The 18109-nt window shown below is 73.9% G+C and carries 15 protein-coding genes; 2 read left to right on the top strand and 13 right to left on the bottom strand.

Annotation, left to right across the window (positions count from 1 at the left end; all coding sequences use genetic code 11):
- Positions 1-8 precede the first annotated feature (8 nt).
- The gene (locus QBL21_RS05840; protein ID WP_407560907.1) at positions 9-425 is read left to right on the top strand and encodes a hypothetical protein; all 417 of its coding nucleotides are present in this window, start codon (positions 9-11) and stop codon (positions 423-425) included.
- 11 nt (positions 426-436) lie between these two features.
- On the opposite strand, the gene QBL21_RS05835 is transcribed toward QBL21_RS05840, so the two are convergent.
- From QBL21_RS05835 to QBL21_RS05775, 13 genes are all read right to left on the bottom strand, one after another.
- Positions 437-727 (bottom strand): muconolactone Delta-isomerase, encoded by a 291-nt coding sequence (locus QBL21_RS05835; RefSeq protein WP_407560906.1) that lies wholly within the window; start codon positions 725-727, stop codon positions 437-439.
- A 34-nt stretch (positions 728-761) separates the two neighbouring features.
- Positions 762-2246, bottom strand: coding sequence for an aldehyde dehydrogenase (locus QBL21_RS05830; protein WP_407560905.1), 1485 nt, complete (start codon positions 2244-2246; stop codon positions 762-764).
- Positions 2243-3388, bottom strand: a complete 1146-nt coding sequence (locus QBL21_RS05825) for an ATP-binding cassette domain-containing protein (RefSeq protein ID WP_407560904.1) — start codon at positions 3386-3388, stop codon at positions 2243-2245. Before QBL21_RS05825 ends, QBL21_RS05830 begins: the two co-directional genes overlap by 4 nt.
- Positions 3385-4413: an ABC transporter ATP-binding protein gene (locus QBL21_RS05820; RefSeq protein ID WP_407560903.1), complete on the bottom strand. Its 1029-nt coding sequence runs from the start codon at positions 4411-4413 to the stop codon at positions 3385-3387. Before QBL21_RS05820 ends, QBL21_RS05825 begins: the two co-directional genes overlap by 4 nt.
- Before the next feature lie 14 nt (positions 4414-4427).
- Complete coding sequence (locus QBL21_RS05815) at positions 4428-5375, bottom strand: ABC transporter permease (protein WP_407560902.1); 948 nt, start codon at positions 5373-5375, stop codon at positions 4428-4430.
- On the bottom strand, positions 5369-6469 hold the full coding sequence (locus QBL21_RS05810; RefSeq protein ID WP_407560901.1) for an ABC transporter permease: 1101 nt from the start codon (positions 6467-6469) through the stop codon (positions 5369-5371). The genes QBL21_RS05815 and QBL21_RS05810 overlap by 7 nt, the downstream gene beginning before the upstream one ends.
- Positions 6470-6531: 62 nt before the next feature.
- Entirely contained in the window at positions 6532-8193 is a 1662-nt protein-coding gene (locus tag QBL21_RS05805; RefSeq protein WP_407560900.1) for an ABC transporter substrate-binding protein, read from the bottom strand.
- A complete protein-coding gene (locus QBL21_RS05800; RefSeq protein ID WP_407560899.1) occupies positions 8190-9950 on the bottom strand; it encodes a phytoene desaturase family protein in 1761 nt (586 codons plus the stop codon). The genes QBL21_RS05805 and QBL21_RS05800 overlap by 4 nt, the downstream gene beginning before the upstream one ends.
- Positions 9951-10049: 99 nt before the next feature.
- Positions 10050-11033, bottom strand: coding sequence for a membrane dipeptidase (locus tag QBL21_RS05795; protein ID WP_407560898.1), 984 nt, complete (start codon positions 11031-11033; stop codon positions 10050-10052).
- Between the two features lie 52 nt (positions 11034-11085).
- Positions 11086-11811, bottom strand: a complete 726-nt coding sequence (locus QBL21_RS05790) for an aspartate/glutamate racemase family protein (protein WP_407560897.1) — start codon at positions 11809-11811, stop codon at positions 11086-11088.
- A gap of 213 nt (positions 11812-12024) precedes the next feature.
- Positions 12025-12861 (bottom strand): IclR family transcriptional regulator, encoded by an 837-nt coding sequence (locus QBL21_RS05785; protein ID WP_407560896.1) that lies wholly within the window; start codon positions 12859-12861, stop codon positions 12025-12027.
- A 136-nt stretch (positions 12862-12997) separates the two neighbouring features.
- Positions 12998-14623 (bottom strand): alkaline phosphatase D family protein, encoded by a 1626-nt coding sequence (locus QBL21_RS05780; protein WP_407566320.1) that lies wholly within the window; start codon positions 14621-14623, stop codon positions 12998-13000.
- 204 nt (positions 14624-14827) lie between these two features.
- Positions 14828-15547, bottom strand: coding sequence for a TetR/AcrR family transcriptional regulator (locus tag QBL21_RS05775; protein ID WP_407560895.1), 720 nt, complete (start codon positions 15545-15547; stop codon positions 14828-14830).
- A 217-nt stretch (positions 15548-15764) separates the two neighbouring features.
- Here QBL21_RS05775 and QBL21_RS05770 point away from each other — a divergent pair, with 217 nt between their 5' ends.
- Positions 15765-18059: an MMPL family transporter gene (locus tag QBL21_RS05770; protein WP_407560894.1), complete on the top strand. Its 2295-nt coding sequence runs from the start codon at positions 15765-15767 to the stop codon at positions 18057-18059.
- The last annotated feature ends 50 nt before the right edge of the window (positions 18060-18109 follow it).

Here is an 18109-nt window from a genome sequence, read left to right as displayed (position 1 = left end):
CGGGGCGGGTGAGCATCATCGACGAGCTGTGGAGCGGGTTCGAACTACCGATCCGCGACGCGCTCCACATCGGGGGCGGAAAGTCGTACGACGTCACCCTCGCCCCGGCCGCCCCGGCCGGCCTGCGGATCCAGGACCCTTTCGACCTCGCCGCATTCGTGGCCGCCGACCCCGGCTGGACCTCGGCGGTCGACGGACTGACCGAGGTGGAGTGCGGCGGCGGAGACCTGATCTGGGCCGGCGAGGGGTCCTACGGCTCCGAGGGCTTCGCCGCCCGGCTGCATAGGGACCGGACGCTGGTGTGGGCGGTCTTCTTCGCCGACTCCAATCCCTTCACGGAGATTCGGACCTCGGAAAGAAAAGCGACGTTCCTCTCGACCTCGGGGGTCGGGATCACCCTGGACGTCGACGACCCGACCGCCTGACGCGGCGCCGCTCACACCTCGGCCGCCTTCGGGTCCACCGGGTGGACCGCCAGGGCGTGGACCGTGACGTCCATCCAGGGCCAGACCGGGAGCGACGAGATGATCGCGTGCATCTCCGTGGGGTCCGCCGCCCGCCACAGGCCCCAGTTGTCCGTGCGGCCCGGGACTCGCCACATGCGGACCAGGTGGCCCGCCCCGGCGAGTTCCGCCGCGCGGCGGCGTTCGGCCTGGGAGACCGAGTCCTTGTGTTCCGGGTCCATTCCCTCGGGCCAGGTGATGCGTATGTTGATGAGGAATTCCATCGGGGGGTCCTGTCGTCTCGTACGAAATGGGGCGTCAGGCGCCGAACGGGTCGGCGGGTGTGCCGTGTTCGATGACCACGGACTTCGTCTGGAGGAACTCGGCGACCGCCTCGACGCCGTTCTCCCGGCCCAGCCCCGACTGCTTGTAGCCGCCGAAGGGGACGCTCCAGTGCAGCAGCCGGTAGGTGTTCGCCCAGACGACGCCGGCCTGGAGGCGGCGGGCCAGGCGGTGGGCGCGGGGGGCGTCGCGGGTCCAGAAGCCGGCGGCGAGGCCGTAGTCGACGGAGTTGGCGAGCGCGACCGCCTCGTCCTCGGTGCCGAAGGGGTGGACGGTGACGACCGGGCCGAAGACCTCCTCGCGGCAGACCGCCGCGTCGGGGGCGGCGTCGACCAGGACGGTCGGCTCGTACCAGTAACCCTCCCGGAAGTCCGCTCCCACCGCCGCCCGCCGCCCGCCCGTCAGGGCCCGGGCGCCGCCGGACAGCGCGTCGGCCACGTACGTCTCGATGCGCTCCAGTTGCGCCGCTGAGGCCACCGGGCCGACGTGCGTGGCGGGGTCCGCCGGGTCGCCCACGCGCAGGCGGGTGACGGCGGCCGCGTACCGGGTCAGGAACTCGTCGTAGACCTCGCGCTGTACGAGGATCCGGGAGCCCGCCACGCAGGTCTGGCCCGCGGCGGAGAACGCGCCCTGACGGGCGGCGGTGACGGCGGCGTCCAGGTGGGCGTCGGCGAAGACGAGGTGCGCGGACTTGCCGCCGGCCTCGCAGACGTAGCGCTTCATCAGGCCGGCCGCGCGCGCCCCGAGGGTCCGGGCGACCGCGGTGCTGCCGGTGAACGTCACCATCGCCACGTCCGGGTGGTCCAGCAGCCGCCCGCCCTCCTCCGCGCCGCCGATGACGACGCTGACGACGCCGGGCGGCAGCCCCGCGTCGAGGGCGAGTTCCGCCAGCCGTACGGAGGACGCCGGGGCCTGCGGCGGCGGCTTGAGGACGACGGTGTTGCCCGCGGCCAGCGCCGGGGCGAGCTTCCACGAGCCCAGCGACAGCGCCCCGTTGAACGGCGTGAAGGCGGCCACCACGCCCAGCGGCTCCTGCCGGATCAGCGCGTCGGTGGTGGCGCCGAGCGTGCGGTGCCGGTCTTCGAGGGTCTCGGCGGTGGCGGCGAAGTAGCGGTACCAGCGGGCCAGCGCCCGCACCTCGCCGCGGGTGGCGCTCAGCGGCTTGCCGTTCGCCAGGGTCTCCAGCCGCGCCAGTTCGTCGGCGTGCTCCACGATCACGTCGCCGAGCCGGTGGAGGAGGTCGGCGCGGCCGTGCGCGGGCAGCGCGCCCCAGGGGCCGTCGGCGAACGCGGTACGGGCGCCGCGCACCGCGTCGTCCACGGCGTCCGCGTCGAGGCGGGCCCGCGCCCAGACGCGGCCGGTCGCCGGGTCGGTGAGCGGCACGGGGGTGCCCGCGGGCGCGCGCCGGCGGCCGTCCGTGTGGGAGGTGTACTGGGCGATCGAATCGGGAGCGGGGGTCATGGTGCGGGGGTCCTTTCGGCGAGGGCGGCGCGCACGGCCGGGGTGTCGTGGTGGTGGCAGGCCACGGTGTGGCCGGTCGCCGAGACGGCGGCGGGCAGCGGTGAGCCGCCCCGGCGGCACTCGGCGGTGGCGAAGGGGCAGGACCGCTGGTAGCGGCAGCCGGGGGGCGGGGCGGAGGGGTCCGGTGGCTCGGCGCGTAGGACGTCGGCACGCGGGCCGTCGTCGTGCGGCCCGTGGGCGTGCGGCCCTTCGGCGTGCGGGCCCGCGTCCGGCGGGCCGCCCTCCCGCGGGCCGGAGCCGCGCATGCCCGGTGCCCTCGGGTCCGGCACCGGCACCGCTTTCAGCAGCGCCCGCGTGTACGGGTGCCGCGGCGCCGCGAACAGTTCGTCGCACGGCGCGCTCTCCATCACCTTCCCGCCGTACATCACCACGACGTGGTCGGAGAGGTGCCGGACCACCCCCATGTCGTGCGAGATGAACAGGAAGCTGACGTCCCGCTCGCGGCGCAGGTCCTGGATGAGGTTGAGTATCTGGCCCTGGATGCTGACGTCGAGCGCCGAGACGATCTCGTCGCACACGATGAACCGCGGCTCCACCGCCAGCGCCCGCGCGATCGCGGCCCGCTGGCGCTGCCCGCCGGACAGCTCGTGCGGGTAGCGGCCGGCCAACTGCGGGCGCAGGCCCACCTGGTCGAGGAGTTCGGCGACCCTGCCGGAGACGGCGCCGGGGGCGACCGTGCGGTGCACCGTGAGGACTTCGCGGAGCATGGTGCGCAGCGTCATCCGCGGGTTGAGGCTCGCGTACGGGTCCTGGTAGACGATCTGCGCCACCCGCGGCAGCGTCCGGTCCCGGCGCAGCTCGCCCAGCTCCCGGCCGTGCAGCCGCACGCTGCCGGAGGTGACGGGCGACAGGCCGAGCAGGGCGCGGCCCGTGGTGGTCTTGCCGCTGCCGGACTCGCCGACGAGGCTGACGATGCTGCGCGCGGGGACGGTGAAGGAGACGCCGGCCACGGCGCGGGTCGTGCCGGTGACGCGGCGCAGTAGTCCGGTGCGTACGGGGAAGTCCACCCGCAGGTCCGCCACGACGGCGGCGGGCGGCACGGTGCCGGAAGCGGGGTCCGGGGCGGTGTCCGGGGCGGTCATGTGCCGGCTCCTCCAGCGGTGACGGGTACGGGGGCGGTGACCGGGCAGCGCACGAGGTGCCCGGCGCGCGCCGGAGCCGGCGCCGCCGCCTGCGCCCACTCCGCCAGCGGTGGGACACCGTCCCCGCACTCCGGGCGCGCCAGCGTGCAGCGCGGCTGGAACGCGCAGCCGGGCGGCGGCGAGGCGGGGTGCGGCGGCAGGCCGGGGATGGCGGGGAGCCGGTCGCCGGGCTTGCGGTCCATCCGCGGTACGGACTCCATCAGGGCCCGCGTGTACGGATGGCCGGGCGCGTCGAACAGCGCCGCGGTCGACGCCGTTTCGACGACCATCCCCCCGTACATCACGGCGATCCGGTCGGTGACGCCGGCGACGACGCCCAGGTCGTGGGTGATGAGCACCAGCGCCATGTCCAGCTCCCGGCGCAGCCGGTCGATGAGCCGCAGCACCTGGGACTGGATGGAGACGTCGAGCGCGGTGGTCGGCTCGTCGGCGATCAGCAGCTTCGGCTCGCGGCTGATCGCCATGGCGATCAGGACGCGCTGGCGCATGCCGCCGGAGAGCTGGTGCGGGTAGGCGCGCAGCCGGTCGCGGGCGGCGGGAATGCCGACGAGCCGGAGCAGTTCGGTGCAGCGGTCGGCGGCGGACCTGCGGCTGTGGCCGTCGTAGCGGACGAGCGGCTCGGCCATCTGCCTGCCGATGGTCATGGCGGGGTTGAGCGCGGACAGGGCGTCCTGGGAGACGAGCCCGATGCCGGAGCCGCGGACCGCGCGCAGTTGCTTCTGGGTGAGCGCGGTGAGGTCCGTGCCGTCGAACACCACCCTGCCCGAGACCCGGGCGCCGCCCCGGCCCAGCATGCCCAGGACGGCCAGCATCGTCTGGCTCTTGCCGCTCCCGGACTCGCCGACGACGCCCAGCGACTCGCCGGCGGCGACGCGGAAGGAGACGTCGCGGACGGTGGTCAGCGAGGAGTCGTGGTCGTGGCCCGGGTGGGTGACCTCAAGGTGCGCTACGTCCAGCACGTTCACGGTGGTGCCTCCCGCTACGCGAGCTTGATCTTGGGGTTGAAGTACGCCTGCGCCACGTCGACCAGCAGGTTGATCAGCACGAAGGCGACGGCGATGACGAGGATTCCGCCCTGTACGAGGGGGATGTCGCGGGACGAGATGGCCTGTTGGAGCGCGAGCCCGACGCCGGGCCAGGAGAACACCGTCTCGGTGAGTACCGCCCCGCTGAGCAGGAACCCGGCCTGGAGCCCGATGACCGTGACGACCGACGGCATGGCGTTGGGCAGCACGTGCCGTACGACGACGTGGAACTCGCCGATGCCGCGAGAGCGGGCCGTCTGCACGTAGTCGTTGTCGATGACCTCCAGCACCGCCGAGCGGGTCATGCGGGCGATGACGGCCAGCGACCAGGCGGCCAGGGTGACGACGGGCAGCACCATGTGGGCGGCGGTGTCGAGCGCGCCGCCGCCGGCGATCGAGGTCATGCCCGTCGCCGGGAGGATCCGCAGTTGCAGCGAGAAGACGACGATCAGGACCAGGCCGAGCCAGAACGACGGCACCGAGTTGAGGAACAGCACGCCGACGGTCAGCCCCCGGTCGCGTACGGAACCGGGCTTCTGCGCGGCCCACGTGCCGATCGCGACGCCCAGCACCGCGGCGACGACGATGGCCGTGCCGGAGAGCAGCAGGGTGTTGAGCAGCCGCTCCGACAGCACCTCGGAGACCGGGCGGCCGAAGGACAGCGAGCGGCCGAGGTCGCCGCTGAAGAGGTTGCCGAGGTAGGTGAAGTACCGCGAGACGGCGGGCTCGTCGAGGCCGAGGTCGGCGCGCAGGGCGGCGCGGTCCTCCTCGGAGGACGTCGGGCCGAGGAGCGCGGCGGCCTGGTCGCCGGGGATGATCTGGCCGAGGCCGAAGGTGGCGACGGTCACCCCGAGGAGTACCGGGACCATCTGGAGCGCACGGCGCAGGATGAAGGTCAGCATGCCTGCTCTCCCGTCCTGCCGGACCCCGTCTTGCCGGACCCCGTCCTGCCGGACCCCGTCCCGCCGGCCGCGCGGCCGTCCGCCGTCGCGGCGCGGCCGTCCGTCTTCGTGACGCCGTCGTCGCTCTTCGCGCCGAAGTCGTCCGCCTTCGCACCGCCGTCGTCCGCCTTCGCCGCCCGCGAGCGCCGCGAGCGCGGGTCGAGCCGGTCGCGTACGCCGTCGCCGAGGAGGTTGAAGCCCACCGCCAGGACCACGACCGCCAGGCCGGGGAGCGTGGCCACGTGCGGCGAGGTCACCAGCAGCGCCCGGCCGCCGCTGAGCATCTGGCCCCAGTCGGGCGTGGGCGGCTGGGCGCCGAGGCCGAGGAAGGCGAGACTGGCGCTGAGGATGACGTTGCGGCCGGTCTGGAGGGTGGCGAAGACGACGAGGCCGCCGAGCAGGTTCGGGGCGATGTGGCGGAACGCGATCCGCCCGTGCCCGTAGCCGAGGGCCGAGGCCGCCTCGACGTACTGCTCCTGCCGCAGCGAGACGACGTTGCCGCGGACGATCCGGCCGAACTCGGGGATCGTCACGACCACCACCGCGACGATCAGCGACGTGGTGCTCGGCCCCAGCGCGACGCCGATGCCCAGCGCCAGCAGGATGCCGGGGAACGAGAACATCACGTCGAAGACCCGCATCAGCACGCTGTCGACCCAGCCGCCGACGTAGCCGGAGAACAGGCCGATACAGCCGCCGACGGCCAGCGCGAGGAGCGTCGGCAGAATCGCGACGAGCAGCGCCGTCCGGGCCCCGTACATGAGCCTGCTGAGGATGTCGCGGCCCACCTCGTCGGTGCCGAGCAGGTGCCCGTCGCCGAAGAGGCCGAGGCCGATGGCCGCGGGGTCGGTGTCCAGCGGGTCGTGCGGGGCGATGAGGGGCGCCAGGAGCGCGACGAGGACGGTGACGGCGACGATGCCGCCGCCGAGGTACGCGGTGGCGTTGCCGGCGGAGAGCCGGGCGAGCCGGCCGCGCGTCCGCGGACGGGGGCGCGGGCGCGGGCGCGCGGCGGGCGCGCGGCCGGCTCCCGGGGGTGCTGCCGCGGTGGCCTTCATGGCTGTTCTCCCCTCACTTCTCTCCACGCTTGTCTGCGCACCTGTCTCACTTCTCCCGTTCCTCACCGGCGGCGGATGGTCGTGTAGTCGACGTAGACCGAGGCGGCGGGCGCGACGCCGCCGACCTTGTCGCCGAGGAGGCGGGGCAGCCGGTCCTGGTAGAGGAAGACCCAGGGGGCGTCAGCCGCGATCTCGTCGGCGGCCTGCCGGTAGAGCCCCATGCGGCGCGCGGTGGCCGGCTCGCCCCTGGCCCGGTCGAAGAGCGCGTCGACCTCGTCGTTCGCGTACCAGCCCCGGTTGACGCCCGCCGGCGGGTGGGCCTGGCCGCTGAACATCCGCTCCAGGAAGTCGGCGGCGTCGGCGCCCGTGGTCCAGCCGTTGAACGAACCGTGCGTGCGGTCGTCGTAGCCGTTGCCCTCCTCGGCCACCAGGGACGCGAACTCCATGTACCGCACCCTCAGCGACACCCCGACCGCCTTCAGGTCCTGCTCCAGCAGCGCCATGATCTCGGTCGCCTGGGAGAAGCCGGGTCCGCTGTCGGGGGCGAGGAGCGTGATGCGTACGGGCGTCTCGACGCCGCTCTCGCGGATGAGCTGCCTGGCACGCTCCGGGTCGTACGTGTACGGGGAGCTGCCCCGGCCGTCCGTGCGCGCGGCCTGTTCGTCGTACGCCTCGTTGCCGCGCGGCAGCGGCCCCGTGGAGGGTGCGACCTGGCCCTGGGTGAGGGTGGCGATCGCCTTGCGGTCGACGGCGTGGTTGAGCGCCTGCCGGAACGCCGGGTCGTCGGTGGGGGCGATGCGGGCGTTGAGCCGCAGGAAGTACTGGTTCGCCGCGTCCGGGTACTGCACGCTCATCGCGTCGTCGTGGGTGAGCTGGTGCACCTGCTGGGCGCCGGCGCTGAGGATGGCGTCCACCTCGCCCGTCTCGGCGGCGATGGCCAGCGTGGTGGGGTCGGTGACGGACTCGACGACGATGGTCGGCGTGCGCGGCCGACCGCCCCAGTAGCCGGTGTTGCGCTCCAGGGTGATGCGCCGGCCGTGGTCCGCCGAGCGCTGCGTGAACGGGCCGGTGCCGACCGGGTGCAGGCCGATGTCGTCGGGCCTGCCGGCGCGCAGCGACTCGGGGCTGACGATGGACATACGCCGGTCGGAGAGCAGCCGCGGCAGTCCCGCGTACGGCTCGGAGAGCCGCAGGGTCAGCTCGTACGGTCCGGTGGCCTCGACGCGCTCGATCCAGCGGGTCAGGAACGTCATGTTCCCGGCGGCGGTGGCGTCGTGGACCGGGGAGTCCTCGTCCATGATTCGGTCGAAGTTGAGCTTGACGGCGTCGGCGTCCAGGCGGGCGCCGTCGGCGAAGGTGACGCCCCTGCGCAGTGAGAGGGTGTAACTGCGCGCGTCGGGCGCGGACTTCCACGACTCGGCGAGGCCGGGGCGGAGCGCGGGGGCGCGGTCCGTACGGGCGCTCAGGTCCTCGCGGACGAGGGGGTCGTAGAGGGCATCGACGATGCGCAGGCCCACGGTGCCGGACATGCGGTGCGGGTCGAGCGGCGGTATCTCGCCCTCGGCGCCGATGACCAGGGTGTCGGGGTCGCGGCCGAAGGAGGGGTTGGCGCTGCACCCGGCGAGCAGCAGCGCGGCGGCGAGCGCGCAGCCGGCGGCGGCGCGCAGGCCCCCGCGGGGTGCGCGGCGCGGACGGGGCGGACGGGGGCGGTGCGTGAACCTCATGCCGGTCGCCTTTCCTCGTCGTCGTCGGTCGGGTCGTGGGCCGGGGCGCGGGGCGGGTCGTAGGCCGGGTCTTGGGCCGGGTAGCGCAGTCCGGCGCCCGGGGCGGGTCGCGAGCCGGGGCCGGGGCCCGGGGCGGTGTTCCGGTCGCCGGACCCGCCGCCCTCGCGCAGGTCGGTGAGCACCGTGCGGGCCGCGTTGCGGCCGGGGGTGCCGGTGACGTAGCCGCCGGGCCAGGTGCCGGCGCCGGAGACGTAGAAGCCGCGCAGCGGGGTGCGGTAGCCGGCGACGGCGGGGTGGGGGCGGGCGCCGAAGAGGCCGGCGGGGAGCATGTCGCCGTGCGTGATGTTGCTCTCCACCAGGCCGAGTTCGCGCTCGATCGCGTCCGGGCCCAGGAAGCGGTGGTCGACGATCCGGTCGGCGAGGCCCGGCATCAGCTCCTCCAGCACCGCCACGCAGCGGCGGCCGAACGCCTCGACGCGCGCCCCGTCCCAGCCGCCGTCCTCCGGTGCGTACGGCGCGTGCCAGGCGTTGACGCTGACCAGGTGGGTGTTCCCGGGGGTGAGACCGGGCGAGGTGAGGGTGGGGACGAGGCCCCACATCAGCGGGCGTTCGGACATCCGCCCGGCCAGGGCCGCGGTGACGGCCTCCTCGATGTGGCCGAGCGAGTCGCCGAAGCGGAACTGGCAGGCCCGCGCCGCGTCCGGGTCGGCGCCGTCGGGCAGCCCGGCGTACGCGGGCAGCGCGTCGACCTCCAGCACCAGCTTGAACGCCGAGCCGCGCATCCGCTGCCCCGCCACGTCCGCGCGGACGCCGGCGCCCAGCGCGCCGTCGTCGAGGAGGTCGCGGAAGAGGTGGACGGGGTTGACCGCGGCGACGACGCGGTCGGCGGCGAACTCCTCGCCGGACGCGGTCACCACGCCGCGTACGCCGCCGTCGCCCCCCTCGTCGTACAGGATGCGGGTGACGGGCGTGCCGGTGCGGAACTCGACGCCGTGGGCGCGGCAGCTCGCTTCGAGCGCGTCCACGATGGCGCTCATGGAGCCCACCGGCAGCCCGGTGGAGCCGCGCAGCGCCACGCTCTCGGCGTCGCCGGGCCCGCGCAGCCCCGCCGCCGACGCGCGAGCGAAGGGGCGCATCATCAGCCCGACGCCCGTGCCGGGCGCCGACGGCGGGACGAGCTGGGCGTTGAGCGCCAGCATCCCGAGCAGTCCCCCGGCCTGCTCGGAACGCAGCCGCTCTGCCAGCAGCCCGGTGAGGCTGCCGTCGAAGACGGCGGTGAAGAGCCTGAGATCCTCCGGGTCCGACAGGCGTCCGCGCAACTCGCCCAGATCCGGGGGCGGTTCGTCCAGCGACACGCCGAGAGCGGCGCCTAGGCGCTCCAGGCCGGCGATCAGCTCGCGGTAGCGGCGGGCCTCGCCGGCGGCAAGGGCGTCGAGCTGCCGGTCGACGCGGGCCCGGTCGCGCCAGCCGACGAAGCTGCGGTCGGCGAAGCGGTGCACCACGGTGGGATCGGCCCGTACGAACCGCAGACCGTGGTCCGCCAGGCGCAGCTCCCGGACCACCGCGGGGTTGAGGGAGCCGGGCGAGTTGGTGAACGACAGGCTGCGGCCGGGCAGGAACTCGTACGCGCCGCAGGGCCCGCCGAGGCGGTCGCGCGCCTCGACCACCGCGACGCGCAGCCCCGCCCGGCCCAGGTAGGCGGCGGCCACCAGGCCGTTGTGGCCGCCGCCCACGACGACCGCGTCAAGACGCCTCATCGCCGCACCACGTCCTCTCCGGAAGTCCCGTCGTCGTGTGTCGTCGTGTGTCGTCGTGTGTGCTCGGGTGTGCCGTACCGCTGCGGGAACCGGCCGGGGTCAGCCCTGCGCGCCCGGCCGGAAGCCCTCGTCGAAGACCCGCACCCAGTTGCCGCCCGAGATCAGCTCCACCTCGCGCTCGCCGAACCCGCGGCGGCGCAGCTCCGCGAGCACGCCGGCGTAGCCGCTGCCCGCGGCGAACCACTCGGGGAAGTCGACCTGGCCGGAGATCGGCACCAGCGGCTTGCGGCTCCAGCGCCCCTGGCGCCACCAGTGCAGTTCCTCGTCGCCCTGGCCGGCGTAGTAGTCGGAGGCGAGGCCGACGTGCTCGACGCCGATCAGCTCGACGGTGTACGCGACCATGTCGCAGAAGTCGGCGACGGTGCACGCCTGCCCGTTCGGCGCCAGCCGCGGGTACATGCTCAGGCCGACGACGCCGCCCTGCTCGGCCGCCTTCTTCAGCACGGTGTCGGACTTGTTGCGGAAGGCGAGTTCGACGTCCTCGCCGACGAACGCGCGCGGGTTGGCGTGCGTGATCATGACGGGCCGCTCGGAGGTCTCGATCGCCTCCAGCGAGGTCCGCTCGTTGCAGTGGGAGATGTCGACGAGCATCCCGACGCGGTTCATCTCGCGGATGAGGTTCACGCCGTACGTGCGCGAGAGCCCCGCGTTGTCCGCCTCCCAGCAGCCGGCCCCGGCGGAGTTCTGGGTGTTGTACGTGAGCTGGGCGATCCGCACGCCGGCCTGGTGGAACGCGCCGACGAGGTCGAGGTCGTCCTCGAACGGGCTGCTGTTCTGGAAGCCGAGGACGACCGCCGTGCGGCCGTCGCGGTCCGCGGCGCGGATGTCGTCGGCGGTACGGCCCTCGCACAGCAGGTCCGCGTGCTCGGCCAGGTGCCGCTGCCAGCGCCCGACCTCCCGCATCGTCTCGGTGGAGTCCTCCCAGATGGCCACGGTGACGTGCACGGCGGTGATCCCGGCGGCGCGCCACTCCTCGAAGCGTTCGCGTGCGGGCTTGTTGAACTGAAGGGCGTCTACGAGCACGGTCCTGTTTCCTCTGCGGTGCGGTGGGGTGTGGTCCGTCGGGCGGCGGGGCTCAGCCGGGGAGGCCGCCGAGCCTGCCGAGCGCCGGCATCTCGTCCCGTAGACCCAGGTGGCGCAGGGCCCGCCACAGGGATGCCTGGTTGCTCGTCACCACGGGCAGCCCGGTGTCGAGTTCGAGGTACGGCAGCACCTCGAACGTCCGGAACGTGCCGCAGGAGATGAGGAGGGCGTCCGCGTCGGGCGCCGCCTTGTGCAGCCGGCGGCCGAGCCGGTAGGCGCTGTCGGCGTCGTGGACGCTGGCCTCGTACGGGTCGGTGAGCTGGAGGCCCTCCATCGCCACCACCTCGAAGCCGAGGGCGGTGAGGTACGTGCGCAGGGCCTCGTTGACCTCGTCGGTGTAGATGCTGCCGACGGCGACCTTCGTCGCGCCGAGGGCGCGCAGCGCGTCGTTGGTCGCCTGCTGCATGGTGATCGCCGGTACGCCGGTGGCGGCGGTGATCTCGGCGGTGACCTTCTCGTCGGTGCCCGGGCCGGGGATGAAGGTGCCGGGGGCGCCGCACTGCACGATCAGGTCCACCTTCGCGGTGGCCAACTGCCGCGACGCCTCGACGACCTGGCCCATCATCTCCCGCAGCCCGGCGGCGTCTACGCGCGGGACGATGGTCCGGGCGTCGGCGAACGCCACGCCCGTAGGCGCTACTTCACGCCACTCCTCCGCCCCTTCGATCGCCGTCGCCGGGCGGATCTGCCCGATTCGTGCACGCCAGCCGAGCAACATCAGAGCCTCACCTTTGATTCTGGGACACTGTACCAAGACCGATTGGGACACCGTACCTTCAGCTTTTGGGCAGGTCAATGGGGTGGGAGGAGAACGATGCGGGCACGAAAAAGCCGGTCAGACGCCTGATCGGCGCCTCACCGGCCGGAAATCACGGGTGGTGCGGGGGTGGTGCGGGGGTGCTGCGGGCGGGGTGCGCGGGGCGCGGGGGCGCTACGCGGGCTGGCGCCAGCGGAGCGCGATCTCCGCCGCCGCCTTCTGGAGCGCCGGTACGAGTTCCGCCATGCGCTCGTCGGTGAGCCGGGCTTCGGGCCCGTAGATGCTCAGGGAGGCGACGAGGCTGCCCTGCGTGCCGATGGGTACGGCCACACCGCAGCCGCCGGCGATCCACTCGCTGCGGCTGAGCGCGTAACCGTTCGCGCGGACCTCGGCGACCTGTCCCAGAACCCGGTCCGCGGCCGTCTCGTCCGGCCCCTCGGCCCCGTGCTCCCGTACCAGCCGGCGGCGTTCGTCCTCGGGCAGCAGGGACAGCAGGACCCGGCCGGTGGCGCCGGAGAACAGCGAGTAGGGCCGGCCCACGCCGGTGATCAGCCGCAGCGGCTGCGAACTCTCCGCCTCGTGCACGGTCACGCGGCGGCCGTCGACGATGGTGGAGATGCAGGCGGTCTCGCCGGTCACGGCGGCGATGCGTGCGGTCGTGCCGGTGGCGGCACTGACCAGGTCGCTGTTGTCGGCGTGCTTCCACGCGAGCGTGAGCGCGGCGGGCCCGACGACGTACTTGCGGGTGGCCTCGTCCGCGACGGCCAGCCCCACCCGCTCCAGGGAGGCGAGGATGCGCTGCGTGGAACTCTTGCTGATGGCGAGGTCCCGGCTCAGCTCCCGCACGCCGCGCGGTCGGTCGGCCTCGGCGATGGCCTTGAGCACCATGAGCGCGTGATCCACGATCTGCACGGTCCCGGGCCCCTGGGCGCTCTGCGTGCCCCGCCCCGCACCGGCGGCGGCGTCCGCGCCGCCCTGCCCGGCCGGCTCCGACGCCTCTGCGGTCGCCATCGAGCCCGGTCCTCTCCTCGCAGCCGCTCCCTGCACCGCCAGGAGTATCACACAGCCCCCCATGAGCAGTCACTTCGCGCTCACGGCCGCCCCCGGAGAGCGGGGCGGCCGTGGCCGGTTCGGGGTCGGCGCGCGTTCAGAACTGGTCGTCGTCCACGTCGTAGTTCCGCTCCGCCAGGCGCATCGGGCGGGCCGGGGCCGGGGTGCTCGCCACGGTGACGCCCGGGCGGCCCGCCTCGACGACGAACTCCGCCGACGTGGTCGCCGTCGTGCCCTCCGGGCGCCAGACCGTGTCGACGGTGCGCAGCGAGGCGGTCAGCCGCTCGCGGGTCACGTCGCACAGCACGTACGCGCGGCGGTTGTCGATGTACTTCCAGTGCGGGCTTTCGGCCATGATCGGGTCGTACGTCGCGTGGAAGGCCGCCGGGTCGCTGTCGCCGCCCGAGGAGATCGACGAGCCGGTCAGCTCCGCGCCGACCACCGGGCTCGCCGGGTCGTCGAAGTCGGGCTTGAGGTCGCAGACCCAGGTGGCGTGGCGGTCGCCGGTGAGGATCACCGGGTTGTCGGTGCGGCCCGAGCCGAAGAACTCCAGCAGGCGGCGGCGCTGGGCGCGGTAGCCGTCCCAGTTGTCGAAGTCGAAGACCTGCTCGGGGCCGGCCCTGCGGTCGTTCTGGGCCCACATGAGCTGGTTGGCCAGCAGGTTCCAGCGGGCGCCGGAGCGTTCCATGCCGCGGACGAGCCAGCGCTCCTGGGCGGCGCCGGTGAGGGAGCGGGTCGGGTCCTCGGCCTGTTCGAGGGTGGTGATCTGGTCGCTGCGGTACTGGCGGGTGTCCAGGACGTGGACGGTGGCGAGGTTGCCGTAGCGCAGCGAGCGGTAGAGCCGCATGTCCGGCCCGTCGGGCAGCGAGGCGCGGCGCAGCGGCATGTGCTCCCAGTACGCCTGGAGGGCGGCGATGCGGCGGGCGCGGAAGGCTTCGGGGGTCTGCTTGTCGGGGTCCTGGGGGATGTCGTCGGCCCAGTTGTTGTCGATCTCGTGGTCGTCGAGGGTGACGATCCACGGCGCGTGGGCGTGCGCGGCCTGGAGGTGGGCGTCGCTGCGGTACTGGGCGTGGCGGTTGCGGTAGTCGGTGAGGCTGTACGGCTCGTCGGTGCCCTCGTGCTTGCGGACGGTGGTGTCGCGGGGGACGGACTCGTAGATGTAGTCGCCGAGGAAGGCGATGAAGTCGACGTCCTCCTGGGCGGCGTGGTGCCAGGCGGTGAAGTAGCCGTCCTGCCAGTTCTGGCAGCTCGCGAAGAGGAAGCGCAGGTTCCGTACGCGGGCGTGGGCGGCGGGGGCGGTACGGGTGCGGCCGGCCGGCGAGGTCTCGCGGCCGGCGCGGAAGCGGTACCAGTACTCGCGGTCGGGCGCCAGGCCGTGCACCTCGACGTGGACGGAGTGGCCCTGCTCGGGGCGGGCGAGTGCGGCGCCCCGCTTGCGTATCCGCGTGAAGGAAGGGGTGTCGGACACCTGCCACTGCACGGGCACCGGCCGCGCCGGCATGCCGCCGCCGGCGAGCGGGTCGGGCGCCAGCCGGGTCCACAGGACGACCCCGTCGGACTGCGGGTCGCCGGAGGTGACGCCGAGGGTGAACAGCCCGGAGGGCAACCCGTCGGCGGTGCCGCTGCGTTCGGCGGCGGTGGCGGTGGAGGGGGCAAGCAGCGCCGGGGCGCCGGCGGCGGCACCGAGGGTGCCGAGGGCGAGGGCGCCGCCGGTGCCGAGCACGCTGCGCCTATCCGGATTTGAGCGAGAGCTCACGGAATCTTCCTTCTTGTGTGGGAAGTTGCCTGAGAACTCGCATGACCATGACAGCGCAAAGAAAAGTCGCGGGGAAGCGGCAGCTACGCCCGGATGGGCACCGCCTGAAGGCTGGACGACGCCGGGATGCCCGGCGACCTGCGCGAACACCCGCCGGTCAGTGACGCCCCGTCAGCCCGCGGGCGGCGGCGGGGCGGTGGCCGCGGCGACCTCGGCCGCGTACAGCTCGGCGGGGTCGAACCCCATGCCGGCGAAGTGCCCCGCCAGCTCCAGCGACAGCACGCCGTGCAGCCGGGTCCAGACGGTCAGGGCCCGGTGGAGGACGGCGGCCGGGGCGGGGTGGCCGCGGGCCCAGTCGCGGTGGGTCTCCAGGTGCTCGGCGAAGGGCGCGGAGGCGGGGGCCGGGCCGGGCGCGGGGCCGGGCGCGGGGGCGGGTTCGTACGGCAGCGCGGCACAGGCGTCGAGGAGCGTCGCCATGATCTCGGCGGAGACGGCGGTGATGTCGTCGGGCGCGTGGTAGCCGGGGATGGGGGTGCCGTAGATGAGCAGGTAGCGCTGCGGGTCGGCCAGCGCCCACATGCGCAGCGAGCGCGCCAGGGCGTGGACGTCAGGGGCGCCGGTGACGACGCCGGCCTTGGCCGCGGTGGTGTGCATCGTGTCGGCGAGGCTCTGGTAGGCGTCCCTGATCAGGGCGGTGATCAGCTCGTCGCGATTGGCGAAGTAGCGGTAGAGCGCGGGCCCGCTCATCCCCATCTGCTTGGCGATCGCGTTGAGGGAGAGCGCGGAGGCGCCCGCGGTGCCGATCTGGTCCCACGCGTGCTCCTTGATCTCCGCGCGCACCTGGGCGCGGTAGCGCTCGCGGGGAGTCGTCGAGTCCGTCTGTCCGGCCATGGCCTGCCACCCACCCCTTACAGCTTCAAGGTTCCGTTAGAAGGTATCACCCTCGCCATTGACTCCAACCTTTCACGGGAGTTATAACCTCTAACCAAAGGAACAGCCCATACGAATCGGGAGATCGTCATGCCAGCCCTTACCGCCCCACCCACGGCCCCCGCAGCCCGGGGCATCCCGCGGTTTGTGACCCGCACCACCGAGGGGCGGTAGAGCGATGCTGTCGCGCATAGCCGAACTCGCCGTCCGCCGCGCCCGCCCCCTGCTCCTCCTCGCCGCGCTCGCCGTCGCCGTCATGGCCGTCGTCGGCTTCGGCGCCTTCGGCAAGCTCAGCGGCGGCGGGTTCAGCGACCCGGACGCGCCGTCCAGCCGCGCCGAGCAGGTCATCGACGAGGAGTTCGGCGGCGACACGAACCTCGTGCTGCTCGTCGACGCCCAGCAGGGCGGCCCCGACGCACCCGCCACCGCCGAGCGCGGCCGGGAGATCGCCGACGGGCTGCGCGCCGAGGAGACCGTCTCCCACGTCGTGTCGTACTGGGACCGCGACGACGCTGCCCTGAAGTCCCGCGACGGCGACCAGGCGCTCGTCCTCGCCCACGTCGAGGGCGGCGACCGGCACGAGGGCAAGAACGCCGAAGCCCTGATGGAGGAGTACACCGGTGAGCGGAACGGCGTCTCCGTGCGCGCCGGCGGCACCGCCGCCGTGAACAGCGACATGTCCACGCAGGTCGCCGAAGACCTCGCACTCGCCGAGGCCATCGCCGTGCCCGTCACCCTCGTCCTGCTGGTGATCGCCTTCGGCAGCCTGGTCGCGGCGCTGCTGCCGCTCGTCATCGGGCTGATCGCGATCCTCGGCACGCTCGCCGAGCTGTACGTGCTCGGCAGCGTCACCGACGTCTCCGTCCTCTCCGTCAACCTCACCACCGCGCTCGGCCTCGGCCTCGGCATCGACTACGGCCTGCTCCTCGTCTCCCGCTTCCGCGAGCAGTTGGCGGCCGGCGACTCCGTACCCGACGCCGTCCGCCGCACCGTCACCACCGCCGGGCGCACCATCGCGTTCTCCTCCGCGGCCGTCGTGGCCGCCCTGGCCGCGCTGCTGGTCTTCCCGCTGTTCTCGCTGCGCTCGTTCGCGTACGCCGGGATCGGGGTCGTGGCCATCGCCGCCGTCAGCTCGCTGCTCGTCATCCCCGCGCTGCTCGCCCTGCTCGGCCACCGCGTCAACAAGGGCCGCGTCCCCGGCACCCGCGCCGCCCACCGCACCGACTCCCCGCTGTGGGGCCGGATCGCCGGCGCCGTCATGCGCCGCCCCGTGCTGACGTCCCTGCCCGTGCTCGCCGTGCTGCTGCTCGCCGCGAGCCCGCTGCTGGGCGTCGGCTTCGGCACCCCCGACGAGCGGGTGCTGCCCACGAGCGCGCAGAGCCGCCAGGTCACCGCCGAGCTGCGGGCCGGGTTCGCGGCCACGGCCGACGGCGATGCCGCGGTGCAGATCGTCACCACCGGCCCGGTGGCGGCCGACGCGCTCGGTGCGTACGCGGGCGACCTCTCCCGCCTCGACGGCGTCCGCCAGGTCGACGCCGCCACCGGCAGCTACGCCGACGGCCGCCGCGCCGCCCCCGGCCCGGCCGCCGCCGCCCTCGCCGCCCCCGACGCGCAGCGGCTCACCCTCGTCCACGACCTGGCCCCGGCCTCCGGCGCGGCACAGGACCTCGTCCGTGACATCCGCGCCGTCGACCCGCCCGCCGGCGCCGAAGCGCTCGTCGGCGGCGGCGACGCCCGGCTGGTGGACTCCAAGGACGCCATCGCCGGCGGCCTGCCGCTGGCCGTCGCCTGGATCCTGGGCACCACGTTCGTGCTGCTCTTCCTCTTCACGGGCAGCGTGATCCAGCCGCTGCGCGCCCTGGTGCTCAACGCCGTCAGCCTCATGGCCACCATGGGCGCGATGGTCTGGATCTTCCAGGACGGCCACCTCGGCGGGCTGCTCGACTTCACCGCCCAGCCGATGGAGACGGGCACGGTGGTGCTGATGTTCTGCGTCGTCTTCGGCCTGTCCATGGACTACGAGGTCTTCCTCACCAGCCGCATCAAGGAGTTGCACGACGCCGGGGCGACACCGGCCGAGGCGGTCGCGAAGGGGCTGGCGGGCACCGGCCGGATCGTCACGATGGCCGCGGGGCTGCTGGCCGTCAGCTTCTTCGCCTTCGTCACCAGCGGCGTCAGCTTCATCCAGATGTTCGGGCTCGGCAGCGGGCTGGCGATCCTCATCGACGCGGTGGTGGTACGGGGCGTGCTCGTACCGGCGGCGATGCGGCTGCTGGGGCGGTCCGCCTGGTACGCCCCGGCGGCGCTGCGCCGGCTGCACGCCAGGGTCGGGCTGAGCGAGGGACCGGCACCGGGGGCGGCGCGGACAAGGGCCACCGGCGCTCCGGAGTCCACCGGCGCTCCGGCGTCCGTCGAGGTCCCGGAGTCCGCGCAGGTCGGGGACGTACCGGACCGGGAGCGGGCGGGCGCGTAGCTTCCGGAATGTCCGGTCTCCCCCGGCGTGGGCGGGAATTAGCAGCAAGC

Source organism: Streptomyces sp. 184 (assembly GCF_045781775.1).
Classification (GTDB): domain Bacteria; phylum Actinomycetota; class Actinomycetes; order Streptomycetales; family Streptomycetaceae; genus Streptomyces.
Note: the sequence above shows the minus strand (reverse complement) of the source record. Positions and strands in the feature narration are given on the sequence as shown.

Coding starts and splice junctions, on each gene's coding strand:
- QBL21_RS05835 (WP_407560906.1), bottom strand. CDS start 727: ATGGAATTCCTCATCAACATACGCATCACCTGGCCCGAGGGAATGGAC.
- QBL21_RS05830 (WP_407560905.1), bottom strand. CDS start 2,246: ATGACCCCCGCTCCCGATTCGATCGCCCAGTACACCTCCCACACGGAC.
- QBL21_RS05825 (WP_407560904.1), bottom strand. CDS start 3,388: ATGACCGCCCCGGACACCGCCCCGGACCCCGCTTCCGGCACCGTGCCG.
- QBL21_RS05815 (WP_407560902.1), bottom strand. CDS start 5,375: ATGCTGACCTTCATCCTGCGCCGTGCGCTCCAGATGGTCCCGGTACTC.
- QBL21_RS05810 (WP_407560901.1), bottom strand. CDS start 6,469: ATGAAGGCCACCGCGGCAGCACCCCCGGGAGCCGGCCGCGCGCCCGCC.
- QBL21_RS05805 (WP_407560900.1), bottom strand. CDS start 8,193: ATGAGGTTCACGCACCGCCCCCGTCCGCCCCGTCCGCGCCGCGCACCC.
- QBL21_RS05800 (WP_407560899.1), bottom strand. CDS start 9,950: ATGAGGCGTCTTGACGCGGTCGTCGTGGGCGGCGGCCACAACGGCCTG.
- QBL21_RS05790 (WP_407560897.1), bottom strand. CDS start 11,811: ATGTTGCTCGGCTGGCGTGCACGAATCGGGCAGATCCGCCCGGCGACG.
- QBL21_RS05785 (WP_407560896.1), bottom strand. CDS start 12,861: ATGGCGACCGCAGAGGCGTCGGAGCCGGCCGGGCAGGGCGGCGCGGAC.
- QBL21_RS05775 (WP_407560895.1), bottom strand. CDS start 15,547: ATGGCCGGACAGACGGACTCGACGACTCCCCGCGAGCGCTACCGCGCC.
- QBL21_RS05770 (WP_407560894.1), top strand. CDS start 15,765: ATGCTGTCGCGCATAGCCGAACTCGCCGTCCGCCGCGCCCGCCCCCTG.